Origin of the sequence: Pseudomonas sp. SIMBA_067 (genome assembly GCF_046534675.1) — a bacterium.
Lineage (GTDB): Bacteria > Pseudomonadota > Gammaproteobacteria > Pseudomonadales > Pseudomonadaceae > Aquipseudomonas > Aquipseudomonas putida.
Genome location: NZ_JAWRYH010001257.1, coordinates 1 through 239 on the forward strand (window position 1 = coordinate 1; position 239 = coordinate 239).

The following is a 239-nucleotide window of genomic DNA, read 5'->3' on the forward strand; positions in this document are numbered from 1 at the left end:
GCTGCGCTATGGTCACCTGCCGATGATCTTCGTCCCGGGCGGGCCGATGCCGTCGGGCATTTCCAACAAACAGAAGGCCGATGTGCGTCAGCGCTATGCCGAAGGCAAGGCCACCCGCGAGGAACTGCTGGAATCGGAGATGAAGTCCTACCACAGCCCCGGCACCTGCACCTTCTACGGCACCGCCAATACCAACCAGTTGCTGATGGAAGTGATGGGCCTGCACTTGCCGGGCGCTT

The 239-nt window shown here is 61.9% G+C and carries 1 protein-coding gene; it reads left to right on the forward strand.

Annotated features, from left to right (window positions below):
* Window positions 1-239, forward strand: a 239-nt coding sequence (locus SB765_RS33330) for a dihydroxy-acid dehydratase (protein WP_410932997.1), incomplete at both ends; no start/stop codon positions are given.